Below are 21,696 nucleotides of genomic sequence, written 5' to 3' on the forward strand. Positions count from 1 at the left end.
TCTAACGAAGGTAACGATTGGGTTCTGCAAGAACCCGGGAGTGTCCATCATGAAACGCGTTCTTTCCCTGTTGTTGCCGGTCACTGCCGTCGCTGTGCTGCTGTTCCCGCTAATGGCGCAGGCTACCAGTCCCGGGCCTGTCGACAGTGCCGGGGTGCAGGTCGAGCCGCAGCAACAAAACGGCATTCGCTACCTGTCCGGCGGGATCGGCGAGGATGAGGCCAGATCCATCCAGCAAGCCGGCGGTTACAACCTGCACATGACCTTCGCCGTCGGTGTGGATAACAAATACATCCCCGATGTCGACCTGGTGATATCCAAGGCGCCGGGCCCGAGCGTGTTCAATCTGAAGCAGGCCGGGCCTCTGGTGTATGTGCAACTGCCGCCGGGCAAGTACTCGGTGCAGGCTACGCGCAACGGCGTCACCCGCCAGGACGTCACCGATGTCGGCAGCGGCAATGCACGCAATCTGGTGTTCCATTGGGATGGCGATAATTAGTGCCTGGCGCGTCCGCGCCTGTCTGCCGGCTCCTGAGCCTTGCGACAGGCCCACAGCCCGAACACCGAGATGCTCAGCAGCAACAGGGTGACGAGGCTTTGCCAGACGACTTCGAACCAGAACATCCGCGGTTGCAGGGCCAGGGAATAGGTGTGGCGGGGTCCGGTGCGGTTGTGGGTGCTGATCGCGCCATTGATCAGGCTGTCGACGAGCAGGTAAATCGAAGCGCCGATGGTAAAGGCAAGCAACAGGCCGACCACAACCGTCAGCCAGAAGGACGCCCGGCTCGGTCGATAGGGCGGCGGATGGGGCAGGGGCACGCGAGTGCGTTTCTGATTCATCGGGGATGACCCTTTTCCGTAAGGGGCGGGCTGGTGCGAATGCCCAGGCTGAAAACCAGCGTTGCACAAATCCCGGGCATAAAAAAACCCTGAATCTTGCGATTCAGGGTTTTCGGTATTTGGTGCCCAGAGACGGAATCGAACCGCCGACACGGGGATTTTCAATCCCCTGCTCTACCGACTGAGCTATCTGGGCAACGGGGCGCATTAAAAGGGTTTTTCAGATTTACGTCAACGACTTTTTGAAAATTTCTTAAATTAATTCCGTCGCTTACGAAATCCCCGGGTTATTCGGCTGGCGGCACGTAGCCTTCGGCCTTGGCGTAATCCTCGCCGGAGAAGTACTTGTCCATTTCGCCCTGAAGATATTTGCGGTCTTCGGCGTTCATCATGTTCAGGCGCTTTTCGTTGATCAGCAGGGTCTGGTGTTTTTGCCAGTCAGCCCAGGCCTTGGCCGAGACGTGGTCAAAAATATCCTGACCTTTGGCGCCCGGGAAGGGAGCGCGTTCCAGCGCGGGCAGTTCTTCTTTGTACTTGCGGCACATGATGGTGCGGGTCATGACGACTCTCCTGCGTTCAATACGGCGGCCGCGCGTTCGAGCAAGGTCTTGACCGGAGCGGCGAGGCCCAGGCGCGGCGGGGTGGCGAGGTTATACCAGAGCCAGTCGGCCTCGGCCATGTGCTGACCGGCCTCCTGGACCTGAACCAGCCACGGTTCGATGGACAGCTGGAAATGGCTGAAGGTGTGGACCAGGCTCGGCAGCGCCTGCTGCTCGCCCAGTGCCAGCGAGTGCTGGTCGGCAAGGTGTTGCAGGTCGTCGAGGTCATCGAGTTCCGGCAGGCTCCACAAACCGCCCCACAGGCCACTGGACGGGCGCCGGTAAAGCAGGATCGCGCCGTCGCCATTGGCCAGCAGCGGCATCAGCGTGCGTTTCTGCGGGATGGCCTTGCGCGGCTTGGGGATCGGATAGCGCGTCTCGAGGCCGAGCATGTGCGCCTCGCAGCCCTTTTCCAGCGGGCACAGCAGGCAACTCGGTTTGCTGCGGGTGCACAGCGTCGCGCCAAGATCCATCATCGCCTGGGTGTAGGCGTTGACCCGATCATGCGGGGTAAAGCGCTCGGCGTTGGCCCACAGCTGTCTGGCGACCTTCGGCTCGCCGGGGTAGCCCTCCTGCGCGGTAAAGCGCGCCAGCACGCGTTTGACGTTACCATCGAGGATCGGCGCGCGCAGGCCCATGCTGATGCTGGCGATGGCGCCGGCGGTGGACAGGCCGATACCCGGCAGCTCCGTGAGCTTTTCCACATCCCGGGGAAACTCGCCAGCGTACTGGCTGACGACGATCTTCGCGGTCTTCTGCAGATTGCGCGCGCGGGTGTAGTAACCCAGCCCGGTCCACAGGTGCAGGACCTCGTCCTCGGGCGCCGCGGCCAGCGCTTCGACCGTCGGCAGCGCGGCCATGAAGCGGTCGAAGTAGTTGAGCACGGTGCTGACCTGGGTCTGCTGCAACATGATCTCCGAGACCCACACCCGGTAAGGGTTGATGTCCTGCTGCCAGGGCAGATCGTGGCGGCCGTGGCGGTCGAACCATTCCAGCACCGCCGTGGAAAACTGCTCCGCTGTCATCGCTTGAACAGCCCCTTCAATGCGTTTTTCAGTTCCGGGCTGACTTTATCGCCCAGTTTCTCGTCGATTTTTTCGCTGAGCTTGTCGCCGGCCAGTCGGGTCGCGACCTGGCCGAGGCGCTCGTTGTCCACGCGGCAGGCCTTGGCGCCCAGTTCCAGCGGACCGCGGCAGCGCAGCGGCCACTCGATGCCGACGAATTTGTCGCCGACCTGGCAGGCCGGATCCGGCATGGCGCTGGTGTCGCCTTCGACGATGATGCCGACGCGGTAGTCCATGCCCAGCACCCGCAGGTCGATGTCGCCGTCACCGTTGACGGTCATCCCCGGGATACGCACTTTCAGGTCCGGATTGCTCGCCACGCCGTTGCGCAGCGTCAGGTTGCCCTTGAGCTCCTGGAACGGCGTGTCCTTGCCCCGCGGCTCACCGCTGAGGGATTTGCGGTTGAGGGTGGCGATGCCTTTGCACAGTTGCTGTTCGAGGTTGGCGTTGAGCAGCACGCCGTTGTTGATGACGAAACTGGCGTTGCCGTTGAGGCTGTCGATCAGCGCCTGCTGGCTGTTGCCGCTGCCGGTGAGTGTGCTGTCGAGATTGACCAGGCCCTTGACCGGCGGGTTCTTGCCCTGGCTTTCGAGGATCTTCTCCACCGGCACGCGGTTGATCCGCGTCTGTAGTTTCAGCACGGGCGCGGTCGGGCGCACGTCGAGGGTGCCCTTGGCTTCGAAGTCGCCGTTGTACAGCTCGCCGCGCAGGTTCTCCAGGGTCAGCAGGCCGCCCTGGCCAGTGGCCTTGAGCGCGGCGTTCTGGATCGGCAGTTTATCGAGGGTCAACTGGCCAAAGGTCAGGTCGGCGTCGACGTCGAGTTTGCTCAGGCGTTCCACCGGCAGCAGGCGCTCGGTGCTCCAGGCGCTTTTGCTCGGTTTCTCCGGCAGCGGCGTGCTGCCGGCGCCGGCCATGGCGTCGGCCTCGGTGCTGGCGACTTCGGCCTGGCGCACCTGGCTGGCGCTGCTGGCCTGGGCGGATTTCGGCGGCAGGTAGCGGTCGACGTTGAAGGTGTCGGCCTTGAGGACGGCGCGCAGCGATTGCCTGGCGAAGTCCTCGACGGCGATACGCCCGCTGAAACTGCTGTCGTCGAGTTTCAGGTTGATGTTGTCCAGCGCCACGCTGGTCGGCGTGGCGGCCACGCGGCTGACCAGTTCGACTTTGCTCAGACTGCCTTCGGCCATGGCCGGCAGGGTCTGGCCGATGCTGTCGACGAATTTCGCCAGGTCGAACTGGGCGATCGACAGGCCGCCCGTGATCTGCGGAGTCTTGTCGAGGTCGTTGGCTTTCAGTTCGCCGAGCGCGCGCAGCTGATTGACTGACAGCTTGATACCCGTCCATTCGGCGACGTTGGCCGCTTTATCCAGCAGCAACTGCCCCTGGGCGGCGAAGGTCACGGTCTTGCCCTGCAGCGGATCACCGGCCACTTCGCCGCTGAGTTTCAGGTCTTCGAGCTTGTAGCGTTGCAGTGCGCGTTCGAAGCGCAGCTCGCCGTTGAGTTCGGTGCGCACCCGCAGCACAGGCTGATTGGTGCCGAGGAACGCCGTGGCTTTGATTGGAATATTGGTCGAATCGTGTACCGCGCCGGTGCTCAGCTGGATGCTTTCGGCGCTGAACTGCTTGCCGGTCAGCTCGTCGTTGTATTCCACGCGGGCGTTGTTGACGGTCAGGCTGTCGATGTCGAGGCGGATCGGCTGGGCCGGTTTTTCCACCGCGGCCGGCGTTTCGGCCACCGTTTCGCCTGGCGCGGGCGGTGTGCTGCCGGCCGGCTGGGGCGCGGCCGGCACCTTGCCGATGTCCTCCCAGTTGCCGTGGCCGTTCTTGTCACGGTTCAGGCGCAGGTTCAGGCCCTCGACGCGTACGTCGCTCATCTGCACTTCACGGCGCAGCAGCGGCAGCACGCGCACCGACAGGCCGAGCATCTGCAGGTCGGCAAACGGTTCGGCCGGCTTGGCCAGGGTGGCGACGCTGGCTTCGTGCAGTTCCAGGCCGAGCCACGGGAACAGGCTCCAGCCGATGTCGCCATTGAGCGTCAGCTCGATGTGGGCCTTGTCGCGGGCTATCTGGCGGATCTCGTCTTTGTAGTCGTTGGGATCAAACAGGTGGGTCAGGGCAAAGCCCAGCGCCACAATGATCAGCAACAGCCCGAGAAGTACCAGACCCAGGATTTTGCCGAACGCTTTCATGGGCGAGTCCTTGTAGTTAGTCGAATTCGAAATTTAGCCGGGGAGTATAGCGCTGCCGGGCGCCCCCCTGCCGAGTGTGCGTCGATGCGCTGCCGGCGCGCGTTGCAGCGCTTTGACAACGCTCGTCGACAAGGTTGCGCGGCGCTACCTGAATCAGATGACCTGAAAAAGGTGATATCAGTTTGGTTTTTCTGTCACCTGCAAATGGTAACCTTCGCCCGTTCGTCCGTCCTTCTGCGACTTAACGTCGCGCCTTCAAGGAGCTTCACCCAAAAAAAGGTCATGCCTGCGTGCATAAGGCCGGGGGTGAGCAGTGGCTGGCGAACCATACTAATAATTGGGGGATACACAATGAGCACGAGCATCACGGCGGGCGGCCTGCAGGCCGACCAGCCTGCGTTCCTGTCCAAGGAACGCATCATCGCCAAGCCCGGTTTCAACCGCTGGCTGGTTCCACCGGCCGCCTTGGCCATCCACCTGTGCATCGGCATGGCCTACGGCTTCTCGGTGTTCTGGTTGCCGCTGTCCAAGGCGCTGGGCATCACGGCTCCAGTGGCTTGCGCACCGGACATGAGCTTCATCGCACAGGTGTTCTCTTCGCAGTGCGACTGGCCGATCTCCATGCTCGGCTGGATCTACACGCTGTTCTTCATCTTCCTCGGCTGCTCGGCAGCGATCTGGGGTGGCTGGCTGGAACATGCCGGGCCACGCAAGGCCGGTGTGGTATCGGCATTGTGCTGGTGCGGCGGTCTGCTGATTTCCGCGCTGGGGGTGTATACCCACCAGATCTGGCTGATGTGGATCGGCTCCGGCGTGATCGGCGGTATCGGTCTGGGCCTGGGCTACATCTCGCCGGTGTCGACCCTGATCAAGTGGTTCCCGGACAAGCGTGGCATGGCCACCGGCATGGCGATCATGGGCTTCGGTGGCGGCGCGATGGTCGGTGCACCGCTGGCGGCGGCGCTGATGGGCCATTTCGCTTCGCCGACCAGCGTCGGCGTGTGGCAGAGCTTCCTGGTGATGGCCGCGATCTACTTCGTGTTCATGATCGGTGGCGCCCTGTCGTACCGCGTGCCGCCAACCGGCTGGAAGCCTGAGGGCTGGACCGCGCCGGCGAAGAAAACCGCGAACGCGATGATCACCCACCGTCACGTGCACGTGAATGTGGCGTGGAAAACCCCGCAATTCCGTCTGGTGTGGCTGGTACTGTGCCTGAACGTGTCTGCCGGTATCGGCATCCTCGGCATGGCTTCGCCGCTGCTGCAGGAAGTCTTCGGTGGCAAATTGCTGGGTGTCGACGTGCCGTTCGGTCAGCTCGATGCCGGGCAACTGGCCTCGATCGCCGCGATCGCTGCCGGCTTCACCGGTCTGCTGAGCCTGTTCAACATCGGCGGGCGGTTCTTCTGGGCGTCGTTCTCCGACTACCTGGGCCGCAAGAACACCTATTTCGTGTTCTTCGCCCTGGGCTTTGCCCTGTACGCGCTGATCCCCAACCTCGGGCACCTGGGCAACGTTGCGCTGTTCGTGGCGGCGTTCTGCATCATCCTGTCGATGTACGGCGGTGGTTTTGCCACGGTGCCTGCCTACCTGGCCGACCTGTTCGGGACACAGATGGTCGGCGCGATCCACGGTCGCCTGCTGACTGCCTGGGCCGCGGCTGGCGTGCTGGGTCCGGTGCTGGTGAACTACCTGCGTGAGTATCAGCTGAGCATCGGCGTGGAACGCGCCGCCGCTTATGACATCACCCTGTACATCCTCGCCGGTCTGCTGGTGCTGGGCTTCCTGTGCAACCTGCTGGTACGTCCGGTGGCCGACAAGTACTTCATGAGCGACGCCGAACTGGCTGCCGAACAGGCGCTGGGCCACGACAAGGGTGCTGACAGCAGCACCGTGCTGGAGTGGAAAGCCGCGCCGGGCAGCAAGCCGCTGGCGATTGCGGCGTGGCTGGTGGTGGGTATTCCGTTGGCGTGGGGTGTGTGGGTGACCCTGCAGAAGACGGCGGTACTGTTCCACTAAGACGCTGAAGTTGCCGGCCCGATATCTCAGGCCGGCACCAACACCTGTGGGAGCGAGCCTGCTCGCGAAGAGGGTAGATCGGTCGACATCGCTGTCGGCTGAACCACCGCTTTCGCGAGCAAGCTCGCTCCCACATTTGTTTTCAGGCTGTGTGTAATGGCTTGTATGGACATGTCTAGCCGCGACAGCCGGGGCTTCTGTCCGTCAGCCATATCACCTCGCGTGTTTCTGTTTCGGCCCCGCGTGCCTATAATGGCTGCCTTTTTCGCCCAATGATTTTGCGGAGCTGGTGATGGCCGAACGTAAGGCGTCTGTCGAGCGCGACACTCTGGAAACCCAGATCAAAGCCTCGATCAACCTTGATGGCACCGGAAAGGCCCGATTCGATATCGGTGTTCCTTTTCTTGAGCACATGCTGGACCAGATCGCCCGGCACGGGCTGATCGACCTGGATATTGTCAGCAAGGGCGACCTGCATATCGACGACCACCACACCGTGGAAGACGTCGGTATCACCCTCGGACAGGCCTTCAGCCAGGCCATTGGCGACAAGAAAGGCATCCGTCGCTACGGCCACGCCTACGTGCCGCTCGATGAAGCGCTGTCGCGCGTGGTGATCGACTTCTCCGGTCGTCCGGGCCTGCAGATGCACGTGCCCTACACCCGTGCCACCGTCGGCGGTTTCGACGTCGACCTGTTCCAGGAGTTCTTCCAGGGCTTCGTCAACCACGCCAACGTCACCCTGCACATCGACAACCTGCGTGGCAGCAACACCCACCACCAGATCGAAACCGTGTTCAAGGCGTTCGGCCGCGCACTGCGCATGGCCGTCGAGCTGGATGAGCGCATGGCCGGGCAGATGCCTTCGACCAAGGGCGTTTTGTAATGCAGACGGTCGCGGTTATCGATTACGGCATGGGCAACCTGCACTCGGTGGCCAAGGCCCTCGAGCACGTCGGCGCCGGCAAGGTGCTGATCACCAGTGACGCGGACGTGATCCGCGAAGCCGACCGGGTGGTGTTCCCCGGCGTCGGTGCGATTCGCGATTGCATGGCGGAAATCCGTCGTCTGGGGTTCGATGCGCTGGTGCGTGAAGTCAGCCAGGATCGGCCGTTCCTCGGCATCTGCGTCGGCATGCAGGCCCTGCTCGACAGCAGCGAAGAGAACGACGGCGTCGACTGCATCGGCCTGTTCCCCGGCGCGGTGAAGTTCTTCGGCAAAGACCTGCATGAAGACGGCGAACACCTGAAAGTCCCGCACATGGGCTGGAACGAAGTGCAGCAGAAGGTCAGTCACCCGCTGTGGCATGACATTCCGGACATGGCGCGTTTCTACTTCGTGCACAGCTACTACATCGCTGCCGCCAATGCGCGGCAGGTCGTCGGTAGCGGTCATTACGGGGTCGATTTCGCTGCCGCGCTGGCCGAAGGCTCGCGTTTCGCCGTGCAGTTCCACCCGGAGAAAAGCCATACCCATGGCCTGCAACTGCTGCAGAACTTCGCCGCGTGGGACGGTCGCTGGTAAATGGCCGCGAAGAAATCCAAGCCGCCGATCCTGACCCTCACTGCCGAACAGGAAAGCGAGGCCAACCGCAAGATCCAGCGGTTCATGGAGGATCGTTTCGAACTGGACCTGGGTTCGTTCGAAGCGGCGGAGATTCTTGAGCTGTTTACCCGCGAAATTGCTCCGCACTATTACAACAGGGCGATTTTCGATGTGCAGACCCACCTCAAGGAGCGGTTTGAAAGCATCGAAAGCGACCTGTGGGCGCTCGAAAAAAATTAGGAGCAGCGGCAGGCGTCAAGCTGCAAGCTGCAACAGATAGACGCGCGTGCGCGCTTGCAGCTTATGGCTGCAGCTTGCCGCTCTTTTGACGAAGGAAAAAGCATGCTGATTATTCCCGCAATCGATCTCAAGGACGGCGCTTGCGTACGTCTGCGCCAGGGCCGCATGGAAGATTCCACAGTGTTCTCCGATGACCCGGTGAGCATGGCTGCCAAGTGGGTGGAGGGCGGTTGCCGTCGTCTGCATCTGGTCGATCTGAACGGTGCGTTCGAAGGTCAGCCGGTCAACGGCGAAGTGGTCACCGCGATTGCCAGGCGCTACCCGAACCTGCCGATCCAGATCGGCGGCGGCATCCGCTCGCTGGAAACCATCGAGCATTACGTCAAGGCTGGCGTGAGCTACGTAATCATCGGCACCAAAGCGGTGAAAGAGCCGGCGTTCGTCGCCGAAGCCTGCCGTGCGTTTCCCGGCAAAATCATCGTCGGTCTGGATGCCAAGGACGGTTTCGTCGCCACCGATGGCTGGGCTGAAATCAGCACCGTGCAAGTCATTGATCTGGCCAAGCAGTTCGAAGCCGACGGCGTGTCCGCGATCGTTTATACCGACATCGCCAAGGACGGCATGATGCAGGGCTGCAACGTCCCGTTCACCGCCGCGCTGGCTGCTGCGACGAAGATTCCGGTCATCGCGTCCGGCGGCATCCACAACCTCGGCGACATCAAGTCGCTGCTCGACGCCAAGGCGCCCGGCATCATCGGCGCAATCACCGGTCGCGCGATTTATGAGGGCACGCTGGATGTCGCAGAAGCGCAGGCCTTCTGCGATAGCTACGCGACCAGTTAAAAGCAGCTCCAAGTTGCAAGCTGCAAGCTGCAAGTCAGAAGCTCGACCGTGATCGGCTCTCTCTTGCAGCTCGTAGCTTGAAGCTTGCAACTCTTACATCGGAGATTAAGCCCATGGCGTTAGCCAAGCGCATCATCCCTTGCCTGGACGTGGACAACGGCCGGGTCGTCAAAGGTGTGAAGTTCGAGAACATCCGTGACGCCGGCGACCCGGTGGAAATCGCCCGTCGCTACGACGAGCAGGGTGCCGACGAGATTACCTTTCTCGACATCACCGCCAGCGTCGATGGCCGCGACACCACGTTGCATACCGTCGAGCGCATGGCCAGCCAGGTGTTCATCCCGCTGACCGTGGGTGGTGGCGTACGCACCGTGCAGGACATCCGCAACCTGCTCAATGCCGGCGCGGACAAGGTCTCGATCAACACCGCGGCGGTGTTCAATCCGGAATTCGTCGGCGAAGCGGCGCAGCATTTCGGCTCGCAGTGCATTGTCGTGGCGATTGATGCGAAGAAAGTCTCCGGCCCGGGCGAAACCCCGCGCTGGGAAATCTTCACCCACGGCGGGCGCAAGCCGACCGGCCTCGACGCCGTCGAGTGGGCGAAGAAAATGGAAGGCCTCGGCGCCGGCGAGATCCTGCTGACCAGCATGGACCAGGACGGCATGAAAAACGGCTTCGACCTCGGCGTGACCCGTGCCATCAGCGATGCCCTGGGCATTCCGGTGATCGCTTCCGGTGGCGTCGGCAACCTGCAGCATCTGGCCGACGGCATCCTTGAAGGCCATGCCAGCGCAGTGCTGGCGGCGAGTATTTTCCACTTCGGCGAATACACCGTGCAGGAAGCCAAGGCCTACATGGCTCACCGCGGCATCACCATGCGCTGAATGCCGCTCCCCCGGGGCAGCCACGGCCCCGGGGGATTTTCCCCATGCTCGGATGGCCGGTCACTGTTGCGTCGGTGCAGCGTGGGCCTGAGGGCTTTCGAGCCGGGCATCGAGATGCGGGAAGGGCTCAGCGCCGGTCAGCGCCATCGGCACGGACAAGGCATTTCTCAACACGCCTGCCTCAAGCTTCTTACTCGCCGAATTCACGCCGACAATGCACAGGAAATAACGTCCGGGACGCGCACCGATACGCGTGTCGATTACGGCATTGGTCGCACTGATGGCGGCGGAATATTTGTGCGGGTTCTCACACAGTTTCGCCAGGCGAACGGTCTTGTGGCGATAGAAGGCCGTATCGATGGAGAACCGATATGCCCATGTGGGAAAGACCGGCCGGCCATTCGCCGACCTCTCGATTTCCTTGTGGCTGACCGGAGTCGGCGGGTCCGATTCGATATTGAACGTGGGAAACAGCGGGCAATTTCGCTGGATCAGCATGCCGCGGTAGAAGCAGCTGTGCAGATGGGCGACCGGGTTGCCGTAGACATTGCCCTGGATCGCCACATAGCCGTTGCCCGTCGGTATGCACGGCGCGTTCAGCGCGCACGGCGGCAAGCCCGGGTCTTCGTTGGTGGTGCCAACCACGCCGATGATGGCATTGGAATAACGGTCCAGCAGCGGACTGCCGGAGTTGCCGCCGCGCATGCCCTGGCAGCGGGTCATGAAGTTGCTGCGCCAGACCCATTTGTCTTCGATCACATCGGGTGCCGCCTCAAGGGTGCAGGCGGCCAGTTTCAGCGTGTCATTCAGCGCGGCGCCGACGATCAGTACTTCGGTGCCAGGGGCCGGCGTGGCGGTGGCCAGTTTCAACGGTTTGATGCCTTGCTCGACCAGGGTCTGCAGGCTGACGTCCAGTTCGACGATGGCCATGTCGACGCCTTGCATGCTGCGCCATTTGACGGTCTTCAGCGGGTACGTCTTGAGCGCTGCGTCATCGAGAAAGTAGTTGAACGTGATGCTGCCGCGAATGGGCTGTTCGGTGGCGATCCGGCCGTTGGAGTGGTCGATGCAGTGGCCGGCGGTCAGGATGTAGGCCGGGGTACGCGCTTCAAGCGTGTGGCCGCTGTCGATCAGGGTCGCGGTACAGATGGTGTTGGTACGCAGGCGGCCGATCGCCTGCCAGTGATCGCGGCTGTGGTCGGCGTTGTCGAGGGTGATGGGCGGTGCGTGGTTCTGCAGGCCTTCGCCGTAGTCGAGGGTGTCGGCGATGCAGGTGGAGCCGATCAGGCCGATGGCACTGAGCAGCAAGCGGGGAAGCGATTTCATCAGCGTTGCCTTTTGATTAGTGGGTGGAGTTCCGGCGCATGCCGGGCAGGCCCAATTAATCAGCTGCGGGTGGGAGGGCGGTGGTAACTATGTAGGGCGGAAAACGTCGTGACGGCATTGAAATCAAAAGGCCAGTAGACAGCACAACACCCGCAAGGCACTCTTGGGCACGCCATGGATTTCGGTAGCCCGACATGATCAAACGCCTGCTTCTTGCGCTCGCCAGCGCCTCTTTGCTGTGCATCAACAGCGCCCATGCCGGGGATAACCCCGATGCCGACCTGGTGCTGCTCACCGAGAATTTCCCGCCGTACAACATGGCCAGGAACGGCAAGAATTTCGCCCAGGACGAGAACATCAATGGCATCGCCACGGACATTGTCCGCGAGATGTTCAAGCGCGCCGAAGTCACCTACAGCCTGACCCTGCGCTTCCCCTGGGAGCGCATCTACAAACTCGCCCTGGAAAATCCCGGTTACGGGGTATTCGTGATGGCGCGGCTGCCGGATCGCGAGAAGCTGTTCAAGTGGGTCGGCCCGATCGGCCCGGATGACTGGATCATGCTGGCCAAGGCGGACAGCAAGATCACCCTGCAAACCCTGGACGATGCGCGCAAGTACAGGATCGGCGCCTACAAGGGCGACGCGATTGCCGAGACGCTGGCCAAGCAGGGCCTGAAGCCGCTGGTGGTTCTGCGCGATCAGGACAACGCGAAGAAACTGGTCAACGGTCAGATTGACCTGTGGGCCACCGGCGACCCCGCCGGGCGCTATCTGGCGCGCCAGGACGGGGTCACGGGGCTGAAGACCGTGCTGCGCTTCAACAGCGCCCAGCTGTATCTGGCGCTGAACAAAGATGTGCCGGATGCAACCGTCGCCAAGCTCCAGGCCGCCCTCGATCAACTGCGCAAGGACGGCACCGTCGACGAAATCATGGCGCGCTATCTGTAAGCGTGTTTACCTGGCCCGCCGTCGCGGATGCTGCCTGAGCTGCCATGGGCGGCTCGTCGGCGGTCAGGTATTCCACCAGTTGCAGGCTGTCGATGTCGGTGTAGCCGAGCTCGCTCGCCACCTGCGAGCCGTCCTCGCGCAGCAGTCGGTAGGTGCTTTGCAGCTGATACAGCGCCACGAAACACCCCTTGTCGACCATGGCAATCACGTCGGCATCGGTACCGCTGGTCCAGCCATTGGCCGTGGATTCGCTGTGGGCAAAACCGTCGCTCAGGCGCGCCGAGAAGCTGATCCAGGGTTGCAGCGCCGCTGCGCTGTTCTGCCAGGTCACGCCGACATCGATCGACGTGTTGCGGGTGAAATTCCACAGATCGACCACCGACTGAATGCGGCTCGCCTTCCATTTGAACGCACGCCGGGCAGTGCCCGTGTTATGCCCGTGGCCGACCAGCACGTACTGATCGGTGCGTTCGAGGCGGTACAGCGGTGAGGTGCGCCATTGCGCGGCTGCCTGCAGCTCCGGGTCCCTGACCGCGAACCACGGCAGCCAGGCAATCTGCGTGACCTTGGCCGGTTCCGGTGCGGTTGAGGGCGCGTGGCCACCGAGGGCGGGCAGCGCGGGCGGGGTGTCGATCTGCAAGGCAATCGGCACGCGCAGCGCGTAGGCAGCCAGCGCTGTCGTCGGCCGGCTGTGGCTGCCGGCGCCGACGAAGGTGCCCGGGGCGAAATGGATCGCGCCGGCCGGCGCCGGCGGCGGATTCACGCTCCAGGCACTGAAGTCCTGATCGGCGCCGCTGCCCTTGTCGCTCCAGATCAGACTGCCGACCGCGCAGGCGACGACCAGGTCGGCGCGCACGCAGCGCACCGCGTTGAACGAAGGCTTGCTGCGATCGTTGCTGCACACCAGTCCGAGCGCCACATAGCCTTCAGGGGCGATCGGCCGCCAGACCGAGCAGTCGCCATTGGCCCGCGAGCCTTTGTCGCGCCACACCAGTTCAAAGTCATCGGGCTTGCTCAGGGCCTTGCCGAGGCCGGCGGGGCTGTCGCCTGGGTCGCCCTCGCAGACGACCGCCACCAGCCGTTGTTCATTGATGTTGTCCCGGCCGGCGACGGCGAGGTCGCCCAGGGGAAAGTAGCCCGGCAGCAGATCCGGGGCCGGCGTCGGGCGCCAGAAGCTGCCGGGTTTCGAGCTGGAGCCGGTGTTGTCCCAGATCCGGTGAAACTCCGCCGTGAAATTGATCAGCAGGTTTTCCACGCGCAGGGCAGCCATGAGGCGTGCGGGCGAGGCGACGTTGTTGTTGGTGGTCATGATTGATCCCGATATTGAAAGCGGCTCAAAGGCGCCGCGACCTGTTGCAGGTCGCAATATCCGGGGATGCAGGGGGTGGCTTGCGGTAACTATTTATAGGGTTGTGACAGGCTGTTACCGGTACGTCCCGTCCTTGCCGTGGGCGGCGGTCGCGCGATTGCTGCGCACGCTGATCATCTGCCGGATGTCGATCCACTCGATGCCCTGAGCCTTGAGTTTCGGCAACTCGCGCTCCAGCACCGCCAGTGTCTGTGGATAGGGGTGGCCGATCATCACCGCCGAACCCTGTTTGTGCGCGAGGCTGATCGCCGTTTGCAACTGGGTCAGGATCGCCGCTTCGGTGCGCTCGTCATCGAGAAACACGTCGCGTGACACACTGGCCAGCGCAATCTTCTGCGCCTGTTGCGCCGCCACGGTCTGGGCGCTGGTACGGCTGTCGACGAAGAACTTGTGGCGGCGCTGCAACTCGCCCATCAGCCAGGCCATGGCCGCGGGTTGCGCAGTCATGCGGCTGCCCATATGGTTGTTGATCCCGGCGGTGTAGGGCACCTGTTTGAACGCGGCGTCGAGGCGTTTCTGCAGTTCCTCGATGGGCAGTTCCGGGTGCCAGGCGAACGGCCCGGTGGCCGGGTCCATCGGCATGTGCAGGATCACGATCTTGCCGGCGCGATGAGCTTCGCGGGCGAATTCGCTGGCGTGCGGTGTGTCGGGCATGATCGCCGTGGTCACCGGGCCGGGCAGCGCCAGCACGCGGCGATCGCGGGGCAGGTTCTGCCCCAGGTCGTCGATGATCAGGCTCAGGTAGGCTTTGCGCGGCGTCGACCCGGCGGGTTCTGCGTGAGCAGCACCCGCCAGGCAGCACAACAGGACAAGGATGAAGCGCAGTCCCATCCTCAACGGCCGGAGGTGATGCTCAGGCCTTTGAGCAGGCTCAGGGCCTGGGCCAACTGGTAGTCGTCATCCTGCGGCATGGCCTTGGCCTTGGCGCCGGAACCGGTCGGTTTGTCCGCGCCGCCGTTGCCGTTGCCCAGGTGGCCCTGCAGGTCGGCTTCCTTGAAGTAGTCGCCGTCCGCCTCGCTGGTGATCTTGGCCTTGCGCACTTCGATGTCCGGGACGATGCCCTGGGCCTGGATCGAGCGGCCGTTCGGCGTGAAGTACAGCGCGGTGGTGATCTTCAGCGCACGGTCGTTGTTCAGCGGCAGCACGGTCTGCACCGAGCCCTTGCCGAAACTGGTGGTGCCCATGACCACGGCGCGCTTCTGGTCCTGCAGGGCACCGGCGACGATTTCCGAAGCCGAGGCGCTGCCACCGTTGATCAGCACCACCATCGGCACCGCTTCGCTTTCGTCCTTGCCGGTGGCGGAGAAGCGCAGCTCGGAGTTGGCGATCCGGCCCTTGGTGTAGACGATCAGGCCCTTGGTGATGAAGTGGTCGACCACTTCCACCGCCGCCTGCAACACGCCGCCGGGGTTGTTGCGCAGGTCGAGGATGATGCCGTTGAGCTTCTTGCCGTTGTCCTTGCGCAGCTTGGCCAGGGCCTTGGAGACTTCGTCGCCGGTCTTGACCTGGAACTGGGTGATGCGGATCAGGCCGTAGCCGGATTCGAGCAGTTGCGCCTTGACGCTCTTGACCTGGATGACCGCGCGGGCCAGGGTCACGTCGAACGGCGTGCCGCCGTCGCGCACCAGGGTCAGGGTGATTTTCTGGCCGATCTTGCCGCGCATCTTGTCGACGGCTTCGGTCATGCTCTGGCCGCGGGTCGGCTGGCCGTTGATCTTGACGATGAAGTCACCGGCCTGGATGCCGGCCTTCGACGCTGGGGTGTCGTCGATAGGCGAGACGACCTTGATGAAGCCGTCCTCGGAGCCCACTTCGATGCCCAGGCCGCCGAATTCGCCGCTGGTGCTTTCCTGCAGCTCGGCGAAATCCTCGGGGCCGAGGTAGGCGGAGTGCGGATCGAGGTTGCTGAGCATGCCCTTGATCGCGTTTTCCAGCAGGGTCTTGTCGTCCACCGGCTCGACATAGGCGGCCTTGATCCGGTCCATGACCTCGGCAAAGGTGCGCAACTCTTCCAGCGGCAGCGGGGCCTTGCTGGTGGCGGCGGTGCCTGCCGGAGCGACGGCCGGGGCCGGTTGCGCGGCAAACGCCAGAGGCGCGCCGATCACCAGGGCGATCGTCAGGGCCAGCGAGGTAAGGCGGGACAAATGCAGCATGTCGAACGAACTCCTGAATTAGGCGGCGCGCTTATCCTTGCGCGCGGCACCATTGCGCCGGATCACTCGGGTGACCCTGCTGACGAATTGCGAAATACAGCGCTGGTGTGTCCTGCCCGCCACTGTTACCGACAGTGGAGATGGACTCACCGGCCTTGACCACATCACCGGCCGACTTGAGCAGCGTCTGGTTGTGACCGTAAAGACTCAGAAAACCGTTGCCGTGGTCGAGGATCACCAGCAACCCGGCGCCGCGCAACCAGTCGGCGAACACCACGCGCCCGCCGTGGACGGCATGCACCTGGCTGCCGGCGGAGGCGCCGATCATCACGCCGTCCCACTTGGTCCGCGCGTCGTCGCCACGGGATTCTCCGAAGCGTGCCAGCAGTCGACCATCAACCGGCCATGGAAGTTTTCCCCGGGTTGCAGCAAAAGGGCCGCCAAAGGTCTCGCCGCTGCTGGAAACCAGCGCGCCGGGTGTGGATCTGGCCGGTTTGCGTGGGGCGTCGCTGTTTTCCGCCTCGGCCTCACGCAAGCGCTTTTTTTCGGCTTCCTGCTGGGCGATGAGCGCTTTCTGGCGCGCTTCTTCTGCCTCACGGGCCTGGCGGGCCAGGGTTTCCTCGATGGTTTTAAGGACTTTAGACAGGTCTGCCTGATCCTGCTCGCGGGCGGCGAGTTTCTGATCGCGGGCCTTCACATCGTCGTTGAGCTTGGCGAGGGCCTGCTGGCGCTCCTTGCGCACTTTGTCGAGTGCTTCGCGCTGGCTGTCGAGGCTGCTCTGCTGCACCAGCAGTTGCGCCTGCTGCATGGCGATGTCTTTTTCGACATTGGCCAGCTGGCGCAGGGTCTCGTTGAAATTCTTCAGCTGCTCCAGGCGGGCCTGGCTCAGGTAGTCGTAATAGGTGAGGGTGCGGGCGAATTTCTCGGGATTCTGCTGGTTGAGCAGCAGCTTGAGGTATTCCTGCCGACCGTTCTGGTAGGCCGCGCGCGCCTGGATGGCGATCAGTCGTTGCTGTTCAGTGCGCGCGCTCTGGAGTTTTTTTTTCTCCGCATCGAGTCGCTGCAGCTCGGCTTCGCTTTTCTTCAGCTCCTTCTGCAGGGCTTCGACCTGCTTCTCGAGCTTGCCCATCTCGGTTTCGGTGCCCTTGAGCTCCTTTTGCACGCCGGATTTTTCTTCCTGCAACTTGCCCAGCAGTTTCTTCAGCTCGGCGATGTCCTGACGCGTGGCGTCCAACTGTTGTTGGGTTTGCGCGCGCTCGTCAGCGAAGGCCGGTTGGAGCAGGCAGGTCAGAGCGAGGGCGATCAGGAGGCGAAGCATAGAGGCGGGCGGCACCAGGGTAAGGGACGGCCTAGTATGCCCGCCCGCCGCTGCAAAAAAAACGCCCAATTGGGCTTGTGTGATAACTGGGGTGGCAGAGAGGTCCATTTCCATTTCGAAAACCCCATAAACCACTGTGGGAGCTGGCTTGCCAGCGATGGCGTCTGCACATTCAACAGAGCTGTTGGCTGTCAGATTGCTATCGCTGGCAAGCCAGCTCCCACAGGGTTTTGCAGTGTTTTGACGGGCGATTACACCAGAATCGAAGTGCCGGTCATTTCCGCCGGTTTCTCCAGGCCCAGCAGCTTGAGCATGGTCGGCGCCACGTCCGCCAGCACGCCGCCCTCGCGGACCTTGAGGTCACGCTTGCCGACGTAGATGAACGGCACCGGCTCGGTGGTGTGCGCGGTGTGCGCCTGGCCGGTGGACTCGTCAGCCATCTGCTCGACGTTGCCATGGTCGGCGGTGATCAGGGCTTCGCCGCCGACCTTTTCCAGCGCCTCGACGATGCGTCCGACGCAGGTATCCAGGCATTCCACGGCTTTCACCGCCGCGTCGAACACGCCGCTGTGACCGACCATGTCGCCGTTGGCGTAGTTGACCACGATCACGTCGTAACGCTGCTGCTCGATGGCGTCGACGATGCGGTCGGTGACCTCCGGCGCGCTCATTTCCGGCTGCAGGTCATAGGTGGCGACTTTCGGCGACGGGATCAGGATGCGTTCTTCGCCCGGGAACGGCTCTTCGCGGCCGCCGGAGAAGAAGAAGGTCACGTGGGCGTACTTCTCGGTTTCGGCAATGCGCAGCTGCGTCTTGCCGTTCTTCGCCAGGTAGTCGCCAAGCACGTTTTCCAGGCTGCCGGCGGCGAAGGCCGACGGCGCGGGGATGCTCGCCGCGTATTGGGTGAGCATGACGAAACCGGCCAGTTTCGGCTGGCGCGCGCGCTCGAATTCCTTGAAATCGTCCTCGACGAACACTCGGGTCAGCTCGCGGGCACGGTCGGCGCGGAAGTTCATGAACACCACGGCGTCGCCATCCTCCACCTTGACCGGCTCGCCGATGGTGGTGGCCTTGACGAATTCATCGCTCTCGCCACGCGCATACGCCGCTTCCAGGCCTTCCTGGGCCGTGGCGGCGTTGAACTCGGCGTTGCCGTCGACGATCAGGTTGTACGCCTGGGAGACGCGGTCCCAGCGGTTGTCGCGGTCCATTGCGTAGTAGCGACCGACGATGCTGGCGATACGGCCCTTGCCCAGTGCCTGGAAGGTCGCGTCGAGCAGTTCGATCGACGAGGTGGCACTTTTCGGCGGCGTGTCGCGACCGTCGAGGAAGGCGTGCAGGTAGATTTTTTCGGCGCCGCGCTTGAAGGCCAGTTCGGCCATGGCGACCAGGTGATCCTGGTGGCTGTGCACGCCGCCGTCCGACAGCAGGCCCATGAAGTGCACGGCCTTGCCGGCGGCCACGGCTTTATCCACGGCGGCGCAGATGGTCGGGTTGTCGAAGAATTCGCCGTCGCGGATCGCCTTGGTCACCCGGGTGAAGTCCTGATACACCACGCGGCCGGCGCCGAGGTTCATGTGGCCGACCTCGGAGTTGCCCATCTGACCGTCCGGCAGACCGACGTCCATGCCGCTGCCCGAGATCAAGCCGTTCGGCACGGTGGCCCACAGGCGATCGAGCACAGGCTTTCTGGCCGCATAGACGGCGTTCGATTCGTGGCTGTCGCTGTGACCGAAGCCGTCGAGAATCATCAGGACCAAAGGTTTAGGCGTGGTAGTCATGGAATCCACTCGTGGCTAATAAAGAAGAGGGCGATGGAAAAGGGAGTGGCAGTTTAAAGCGAAGTTCCTGCGCCGTCACCGCCGGACGGGGTTTGGCCGACCTTGGGGGCTGTGTATACTGGCCGACATTTTAACGCCCTGGAACCTCCTTCGATGGTTGCTCACCTGATTGAATTTGCCACTAACCACTACATTCTCGTAGGTATCTTCGTCGTTCTGCTGGCTCTGCTGCTGGCGCATACCCTGCAGGGTGGCGGCAAAAGCCTGAGCACCGGCGAGCTGACCGCACTGGTCAACAAGGAAGCGGGCGTGGTGGTGGACATTCGTCCGAGCAAGGATTTCGCCGCCGGTCACATTGTCGGCGCGGTGAACATTCCCCAGGACAAACTGGCCGCACGCATCGGCGAGCTGGAAAAATACAAGGCCAAGACCATCATTCTGGTCGACGCGCTGGGCCAGACCGCCGGCACCCATGCCCGCGAGCTGATGAAATCCGGCTTCACCGCCGCCAAGCTGTCCGGCGGGATCTCCAGCTGGAAAGGCGACAACCTGCCGTTGGTGAAGTGAAATGACTGAAGTCGTCGTCTACTCCAGCGATTACTGCCCTTATTGCATGCGCGCCAAGCAACTGCTCGCGAACAAAGGTGTGGCCTTCGAAGAGATCAAGGTCGATGGCAAGCCGCAGATTCGTGCTGCCATGACCCAGAAGGCCGGACGCACGTCCGTGCCGCAGATCTGGATCGGCGCCACCCACGTCGGCGGATGTGACGATTTGTATGCCCTGGAGCGCGCCGGCAAACTCGACGCGCTGCTCAAGGCCTGAACTGCTGCACACGCATCGCACAGCAAGAACCCTAAAAGACCCAAGATCAGAAAGGATCTGAGATGACTGACCAACAGAACACTGCAGCCAGCGAAGAAGAAACCGCACCGCAATTCTCCTTGCAGCGCATCTACGTACGTGACTTGTCCTTCGAAGCCCCGAAAAGCCCGGCGATCTTCCGCCAGCAGTGGGAGCCGAGCGTCGGTCTGGATCTGAACACCCGCCAGAAAGCGCTGGAAGGCGATTTCTTCGAAGTGGTGCTGACCCTGTCGGTCACCGTGAAGAACGGCGAGGAAGTGGCCTTCATCGCCGAAGTGCAGCAGGCCGGTATCTTCCTGATCAAGAACCTCGATGCGGCTTCGATGAGCCACACCCTCGGCGCGTTCTGCCCGAACATCCTGTTCCCGTACGCGCGTGAAACCCTGGACAGCCTGGTGACCCGTGGTTCGTTCCCGGCCCTGATGCTGGCCCCGGTGAACTTCGACGCCCTGTACGCGCAAGAGCTGCAGCGCATGCAGGAAAGCGGCGAGACCCCGACCGTTCAGTAAGCGGTCGCTGCAACAACGAAAAAAGCGCCGTTACAGGCGCTTTTTTCTTGGCCGATCGTTCCCACGCTCTGCGTGGGAGTTGATTGTTCCCCCGCTCGGCGTGGGAATGCCTCTGGGGACGCACCGCGTCCAGTGACGCGGAGCGTCACGGCTGCATTCCCACGCCGAGCGTGGGAACGATCAAGCGAAGGGCGTTACTTGAAGTCGTTCTGCCGCCACGCTTCGTACACGGCTACCGCCACGGTGTTGGACAGGTTCAGGCTGCGACAGCCTTCGCGCATCGGCAGGCGCAGGCGCTGTTCGGCGGGCAGGGCATCGAGCACCTCCGCCGGCAGGCCACGGCTTTCCGGACCGAACAGGAACGCGTCGCCGGGGATGAACGCGGCATCGTGAAACGGCCGCGAGCCCTTGGTGGTGAAGGCGAACACGCGCGGCTGGCCGAGGCTCTCCAGGCAACTGGCGAGGTCGGCATGGCGTTGCAGGGTGGCATACTCGTGGTAGTCGAGACCGGCGCGGCGCAAGCGTTTGTCGTCCATCTCGAAGCCCAGCGGTTCGATCAAATGCAGGTGGCAGCCACTGTTGGCGCACAGCCTGATAACGTTGCCGGTGTTCGGCGGAATTTCCGGTTGAAAAAGGATGACGTGAAACATGCACGGCTCCGAAGGTAAAGATGACGCGCATTCTACGCCGCCCGTGGATCCGCGTTCGAAACTATTCCCGCGGGTGATGGCCTCGCTGGCGATTTTCGGGCTGATGGTCGGGCTGATGATCGGTCGCCTGACCACGCCCGAGCCAAGCGTATTGCAGCAGGTCGAGGTACTCGACGACGGTTTGGCGCTGTGGTTCAACAACGCGCCGCCGCTGCACGGCGAGATCGTCGATGGCAGCGTGGCGTTGTTGTTCGAGGCCGCGGGCCAGGCACAGAAAGGCCAGCTCAAGCTCAACGGCAAGGACGTGAACTGGCGTACGCGCTTGAGTGACGGTGGCTTGTTGCTGACGCTGGTGGCGGCGCGGCCGCTGCAGGGCGACTGGGCCGGCCAGGCGGTCGATGACCGCTGGCGGCTGGAGATTCATCTGCGCGAGCAATAAAAGAGGGAATCCCCGGCCTGCCTGTACCAAGGTTCCCGAAAGGGGCGGCCGCGACGCGTCGGCGTCGGGGCCGGTGTAAAGAAGGAACCCCTGACCTGCCTGTATCAGAGGCCCCAAAACGG

At 63.0% G+C, this 21,696-nt stretch carries 23 protein-coding genes and 1 tRNA gene; 12 read left to right on the forward strand and 12 right to left on the reverse strand.

The genetic code is table 11. From position 1 onward, the window contains the following. Window positions 1-49: 49 nt before the first annotated feature. Window positions 50-499 carry a carboxypeptidase regulatory-like domain-containing protein gene (locus QRN70_RS20015; RefSeq protein ID WP_285419641.1) on the forward strand — a complete coding sequence of 150 codons (450 nt, stop codon included), beginning with the start codon at window positions 50-52 and terminating at the stop codon, window positions 497-499. Here QRN70_RS20015 and QRN70_RS20020 read toward each other — a convergent pair. From QRN70_RS20020 to QRN70_RS20040, 5 genes are all read right to left on the reverse strand, one after another. Further along, a complete protein-coding gene (locus QRN70_RS20020; RefSeq protein WP_285419642.1) occupies window positions 496-840 on the reverse strand; it encodes a hypothetical protein in 345 nt (114 codons plus the stop codon). The genes QRN70_RS20015 and QRN70_RS20020 overlap by 4 nt on opposite strands. A gap of 120 nt (window positions 841-960) precedes the next feature. Next, window positions 961-1,036, reverse strand: a tRNA-Phe gene (locus QRN70_RS20025). Window positions 1,037-1,127: 91 nt separating this feature from the next. After that, window positions 1,128-1,400 (reverse strand): oxidative damage protection protein, encoded by a 273-nt coding sequence (locus QRN70_RS20030; protein ID WP_003220737.1) that lies wholly within the window; start codon window positions 1,398-1,400, stop codon window positions 1,128-1,130. After that, window positions 1,397-2,464, reverse strand: coding sequence for an A/G-specific adenine glycosylase (gene mutY / locus QRN70_RS20035; RefSeq protein ID WP_285419643.1), 1,068 nt, complete (start codon window positions 2,462-2,464; stop codon window positions 1,397-1,399). The genes QRN70_RS20030 and mutY overlap by 4 nt, the downstream gene beginning before the upstream one ends. Continuing rightward, on the reverse strand, window positions 2,461-4,689 hold the full coding sequence (locus QRN70_RS20040) for an AsmA family protein (protein ID WP_285419644.1): 2,229 nt from the start codon (window positions 4,687-4,689) through the stop codon (window positions 2,461-2,463). The genes mutY and QRN70_RS20040 overlap by 4 nt, the downstream gene beginning before the upstream one ends. 351 nt (window positions 4,690-5,040) lie before the next feature. On the opposite strand from QRN70_RS20040, the gene QRN70_RS20045 reads away from it, so the two are divergent. The 6 genes from QRN70_RS20045 to hisF all read left to right on the forward strand — a co-directional run bounded on the left by QRN70_RS20045 (window position 5,041) and on the right by hisF (window position 10,217). After that, window positions 5,041-6,705: an OFA family MFS transporter gene (locus QRN70_RS20045; RefSeq protein WP_285419645.1), complete on the forward strand. Its 1,665-nt coding sequence runs from the start codon at window positions 5,041-5,043 to the stop codon at window positions 6,703-6,705. A 292-nt stretch (window positions 6,706-6,997) separates the two neighbouring features. Next, window positions 6,998-7,591, forward strand: coding sequence for an imidazoleglycerol-phosphate dehydratase HisB (gene hisB, locus QRN70_RS20050; RefSeq protein WP_285419646.1), 594 nt, complete (start codon window positions 6,998-7,000; stop codon window positions 7,589-7,591). Continuing rightward, window positions 7,591-8,229 carry an imidazole glycerol phosphate synthase subunit HisH gene (gene hisH / locus QRN70_RS20055; protein ID WP_027611254.1) on the forward strand — a complete coding sequence of 213 codons (639 nt, stop codon included), beginning with the start codon at window positions 7,591-7,593 and terminating at the stop codon, window positions 8,227-8,229. Before hisB ends, hisH begins: the two co-directional genes overlap by 1 nt. Then, the gene (locus QRN70_RS20060) at window positions 8,230-8,490 is read left to right on the forward strand and encodes a DUF2164 domain-containing protein (RefSeq protein ID WP_137218353.1); all 261 of its coding nucleotides are present in this window, start codon (window positions 8,230-8,232) and stop codon (window positions 8,488-8,490) included. A 102-nt stretch (window positions 8,491-8,592) separates the two neighbouring features. Then, window positions 8,593-9,333, forward strand: coding sequence for a 1-(5-phosphoribosyl)-5-[(5-phosphoribosylamino)methylideneamino]imidazole-4-carboxamide isomerase (hisA, locus tag QRN70_RS20065; protein WP_285419647.1), 741 nt, complete (start codon window positions 8,593-8,595; stop codon window positions 9,331-9,333). 113 nt (window positions 9,334-9,446) lie between these two features. Next, entirely contained in the window at window positions 9,447-10,217 is a 771-nt protein-coding gene (hisF, locus tag QRN70_RS20070) for an imidazole glycerol phosphate synthase subunit HisF (protein ID WP_217831847.1), read from the forward strand. 60 nt (window positions 10,218-10,277) lie between these two features. On the opposite strand, the gene QRN70_RS20075 is transcribed toward hisF, so the two are convergent. Next, window positions 10,278-11,543, reverse strand: a complete 1,266-nt coding sequence (locus tag QRN70_RS20075; RefSeq protein WP_285419648.1) for a trypsin-like serine peptidase — start codon at window positions 11,541-11,543, stop codon at window positions 10,278-10,280. Between the two features lie 194 nt (window positions 11,544-11,737). Between QRN70_RS20075 and QRN70_RS20080 the strand changes: the two genes are divergently transcribed. After that, window positions 11,738-12,493, forward strand: a complete 756-nt coding sequence (locus QRN70_RS20080; protein WP_285419649.1) for a substrate-binding periplasmic protein — start codon at window positions 11,738-11,740, stop codon at window positions 12,491-12,493. Here the strand turns inward: QRN70_RS20080 and QRN70_RS20085 are convergent. From QRN70_RS20085 to gpmI, 5 genes are all read right to left on the reverse strand, one after another. Beyond that, window positions 12,474-13,802 carry a Vps62-related protein gene (locus QRN70_RS20085; protein ID WP_285419650.1) on the reverse strand — a complete coding sequence of 443 codons (1,329 nt, stop codon included), beginning with the start codon at window positions 13,800-13,802 and terminating at the stop codon, window positions 12,474-12,476. The two genes, QRN70_RS20080 and QRN70_RS20085, sit on opposite strands and share 20 nt — an antisense overlap. Before the next feature lie 114 nt (window positions 13,803-13,916). Continuing rightward, window positions 13,917-14,693 (reverse strand): divergent polysaccharide deacetylase family protein, encoded by a 777-nt coding sequence (locus tag QRN70_RS20090; protein ID WP_285419651.1) that lies wholly within the window; start codon window positions 14,691-14,693, stop codon window positions 13,917-13,919. A 2-nt stretch (window positions 14,694-14,695) separates the two neighbouring features. Then, complete coding sequence (locus tag QRN70_RS20095) at window positions 14,696-16,015, reverse strand: S41 family peptidase (RefSeq protein ID WP_285419652.1); 1,320 nt, start codon at window positions 16,013-16,015, stop codon at window positions 14,696-14,698. Window positions 16,016-16,046: 31 nt separating this feature from the next. Further along, the gene (locus tag QRN70_RS20100; RefSeq protein WP_285419653.1) at window positions 16,047-17,333 is read right to left on the reverse strand and encodes a murein hydrolase activator EnvC family protein; all 1,287 of its coding nucleotides are present in this window, start codon (window positions 17,331-17,333) and stop codon (window positions 16,047-16,049) included. A gap of 251 nt (window positions 17,334-17,584) precedes the next feature. Continuing rightward, window positions 17,585-19,114 carry a 2,3-bisphosphoglycerate-independent phosphoglycerate mutase gene (gene gpmI, locus QRN70_RS20105; RefSeq protein WP_285419654.1) on the reverse strand — a complete coding sequence of 510 codons (1,530 nt, stop codon included), beginning with the start codon at window positions 19,112-19,114 and terminating at the stop codon, window positions 17,585-17,587. Window positions 19,115-19,267: 153 nt separating this feature from the next. On the opposite strand from gpmI, the gene QRN70_RS20110 reads away from it, so the two are divergent. From QRN70_RS20110 to secB, 3 genes are all read left to right on the forward strand, one after another. Beyond that, complete coding sequence (locus tag QRN70_RS20110; RefSeq protein WP_285419655.1) at window positions 19,268-19,681, forward strand: rhodanese-like domain-containing protein; 414 nt, start codon at window positions 19,268-19,270, stop codon at window positions 19,679-19,681. Window position 19,682: 1 nt separating this feature from the next. Continuing rightward, entirely contained in the window at window positions 19,683-19,937 is a 255-nt protein-coding gene (gene grxC / locus QRN70_RS20115; RefSeq protein ID WP_285419656.1) for a glutaredoxin 3, read from the forward strand. A gap of 62 nt (window positions 19,938-19,999) precedes the next feature. Next, entirely contained in the window at window positions 20,000-20,485 is a 486-nt protein-coding gene (gene secB, locus QRN70_RS20120) for a protein-export chaperone SecB (RefSeq protein WP_285419657.1), read from the forward strand. Between the two features lie 194 nt (window positions 20,486-20,679). On the opposite strand, the gene QRN70_RS20125 is transcribed toward secB, so the two are convergent. After that, entirely contained in the window at window positions 20,680-21,135 is a 456-nt protein-coding gene (locus QRN70_RS20125) for a tRNA (cytidine(34)-2'-O)-methyltransferase (protein ID WP_285419658.1), read from the reverse strand. On the opposite strand from QRN70_RS20125, the gene QRN70_RS20130 reads away from it, so the two are divergent. After that, complete coding sequence (locus tag QRN70_RS20130; protein ID WP_285419659.1) at window positions 21,134-21,574, forward strand: hypothetical protein; 441 nt, start codon at window positions 21,134-21,136, stop codon at window positions 21,572-21,574. The genes QRN70_RS20125 and QRN70_RS20130 overlap by 2 nt on opposite strands. Window positions 21,575-21,696 lie beyond the last annotated feature (122 nt).

This window comes from Pseudomonas sp. efr-133-TYG-5 (assembly GCF_030209175.1).
In the GTDB taxonomy this organism is placed as follows: Bacteria; Pseudomonadota; Gammaproteobacteria; order Pseudomonadales; family Pseudomonadaceae; genus Aquipseudomonas.